2 protein-coding genes are annotated in these 3,014 nt (G+C 74.8%); both read right to left on the reverse strand.

Going from position 1 to position 3,014, the window contains the following annotated elements; translation table 11 throughout:
• Window positions 1-387: FAD-binding protein (locus tag D471_RS33885; RefSeq protein WP_040689217.1), on the reverse strand; the 387-nt coding region annotated here is incomplete at its 3' end.
• On the reverse strand, window positions 384-3,014 hold a 2,631-nt coding region (locus D471_RS42295), incomplete at its 5' end, for a KR domain-containing protein (protein WP_152486274.1). The genes D471_RS33885 and D471_RS42295, both read right to left, overlap by 4 nt.

Genomic DNA, 3,014 nt, shown 5'->3' on the forward strand with positions numbered 1-3,014 from the left:
CGGCAGGACCGGCGGAACCAGGCCCCGCGGCAACGTGGTCCGCACCACGTCGCTCCAGCGGGCCCCGGCGTCCACCGAGACCCGGTCGGCGGCGGGGTCCCGGACGCGGGACAGCGACCTCAGGTCGACCACGATCCCGTTCTCGGCCTGGGCCTGGCCGTCGACCGAGTGCCCCGTACCGCGCGCGACGACGGGTGTCCCCGTGCTCCGCCCGAACCGGACCACCGCGGCGACGTCGGCCGCGCCGGCCGGGTACAGGACGGCGAGCGGACGGCGGCTGACCATGTTGCCGAAGTCCCGGGCCGCCGCGTCCAGATCGTCCTTTCGCGTGCTGAGCACGCCGCGCAGGCCGATGCTGGACGCGGACGGGACCCCGCCGACGGTCACGCCGGGTCCCCGACCGGCTCCGAGGGAGCGGAGCCGTCGGCCTCCGGTTCCCCGCCGTCGTCGGCTCCCGGGCGCAGGACGCCGGACAGGTGGTCGGCCAGGGCCTCCACCGACGGCTTGGCCCACAGGATGGTCGGGGGCAGGTCCGTCCCGTACCGGGCGCGCACGCGGACGCGCAGGGCGACGGTCATGACGGAGTCGACGCCCATCTCGACCAGCGGGCGCCGCGGCTCGATCTCGGAGGGGTCGAGGTTGAGCTCGGCCGCCACCTGCTCGCACACGTCGGCGAAGACGCGCTCGCGCGCCTCCTCCTCGGACAGGTCGGCGATGTGCGCGAGCCACTCGCCGGAGGAGTCCGCCGCCTCGGCCGCGACCTCCAGGTCGCGCAGCATCGGCGGCCGGAGCGCGCCCGAGGGTGCGGGGAGCGCGCGCAGCACGGCCTGGTAGCCGGACTGGAAGCGCGTGCCGAAGTCCCACGCCCGCAGGGCCTCGGCGGCCGAGACCGCCTCCAGTCCGCGTGAGTTGGCCTCCAGCATCACGGTCCCGATGTCCGAGGACAGGCCCACCCCGCGCCAGGCCGTCCACCCCAGGCTGACCGTCTCCGTGCCGCCGCCGGAGTTGCGGTGCGCCGCCAGGGCGTCGAGGAAGGAGTTGGCGGAGGCGTAGGCCGCCTGCCCGGACAGGCGGGCGAACTGGCCGCACGAGGAGAACATGACGAAGAAGTCGAGGCTCCCGGGCGGGAAGAGGCGGTGGAGCACCAGCGCTCCCCCGACCTTCGGCGCGAGCACCTCACGCAGCCCGCCGGGCTCGACGTTGTGCACCAGCGCGTCGTTGACCACGCCCGCCGCGTGCACCACACCGGTCACCGGCGGCATGTCCAAGACATCGGGATCCAGGGCCGCGGCGACGGCGGCGTGGTCGGTGATGTCGAGACCGAGGACCTTGACCGTCACGCCCAGGGCCTCCAGCGCGAGCACCCCGTCGATCCTGCGTCGGGTCTCGGGGTCGCTCACCGACGCCCACTCCGCACGGGCCGGCAGGGCCTGCCGTCCGACCAGGAGGAGCCGGCGCGCGCCCCGTTCGACCAACCATCGGGCGGTCTCCAGTCCGAGTGCGCCGAGGCCTCCGGTGACCAGCACCGTTCCCGCGGGCGAGCAGCGCAGCGGCGACCGGTCCGCGCTGCGTTCGATCCTGGACAGCCGTGCCGCGTGGGCGCCCTCCTCGGTGAGGGAGACCACGTCCTCCAAGCCGCCGGACACGTCGCGCAGCACGCCGGGGAGCCGCTTGGCGATGTTGCCGTTCAGCTCCGGAACGTCGACCACCCCGCCCCAGAGGTCGGGATGCTCCCCGGCGACGACGCGGGCCAGGCCCCACAGCGGCCCCTGGGCGAGGGACTCCTCCGCGTGCGCGGAGCGCACCCCCCTGGTCAGGCACCACACCCGCTGCGTCGCGATCGGGCGCGAGGTGTCCGCCTGGAGTCGCGCCACCCGCTGCACGGCGCGGACCAGCGTCATGACCGTCCGCTCGGTGGTCTCCTCCAAGGCCTCGTCCGCCCCGGGCGGCGGGGGAAGCACCACGACCGCTCCGGGCCTGGTGAGCGTGTCCGCCCCCAGCTCGTCCGCCCCGGCCGCGCGGACGCACGGCACCCCGGCCGCCGTGATCCCCTCCTCCAGGGGCGCGGTCAGTTCGGGGGCGCCGACCAGGACCACCTGGTCCAGGGCCTCCTGTCCCGTCTGGCCGGTCAGGGCCTCCTCCAGGGGCCGCCACACCACCTCGTACACCAGGTCCCTCGGAGTGGCCGTGGAGCCGAGGTGGTCGACGGCGGCGAAGCGGAGCCCGGCGACCTCGCAGACGATCTCACCGTGTTCGTCGGCGACGCGCACGTCGACCGTGTCGTGCGGTGAGCGCGGCGAGCGCGTGCTGTGCACGTGGATGCGGGCCGGGGGCTCGCCCCGCCAGCGGACCTCGTCGATCGAGCGCGACATCCACAGCACGGACGCGTCCCCGGGCGCCACCACCATCGCGCTGACGGTCAGGGCGCCGTCGATGACGTGCGCCCAGCTGCTCGCCCGGGTGGCGGGGGCGGGCTCCATCTCCAGGAGGGCGAACTGCTCATCGGCGTCGAACCGAAGTTCCCTCATCTCCCAGGGGAAGGCGTAGCCCTCGACACCCATCCGGCCGAACATCTGGTCGGCGCGGTCCAGGGGACCCTCCGGCAGACGGGACCGGAGGGGGTCCACGTCCATCGTCCCCCCGGGGAGCCGGGCGTCGGGCACGGAGACCGCCGTGGTGTGCGTGATCCACGCATCACCCTCGTCGTCGGCGGCCGTGTCGGCGACGCGTGTGGAGAGGGAGAGGGACCGGCCCTCCCGGACGACCTGCACCACCCGGGGCGGGTCGACGGCCAGGGGCGTGCGAAGGACGATGTCGCTGAGCGCCGAGGTCCCCTCCTCACCCGCGGCCGCCACGAAGGTGTTGATGATGGATGCCGCCGGGGTGACCTCCACCCCCACCAGGCCGTGGCTCTGGGGGTAGGGGCGGCTGTCCATGTCCAGGCGGGTCTGCCAGACGCGGCGGGTCGGCGATCCGCTGACGGTCATCCGTCCGCCGAGGAGGCTGTGGCTGAG

Origin of the sequence: Nocardiopsis lucentensis DSM 44048 (assembly GCF_000341125.1) — a bacterium.
GTDB lineage: Bacteria > Actinomycetota > Actinomycetes > Streptosporangiales > Streptosporangiaceae > Nocardiopsis > Nocardiopsis lucentensis.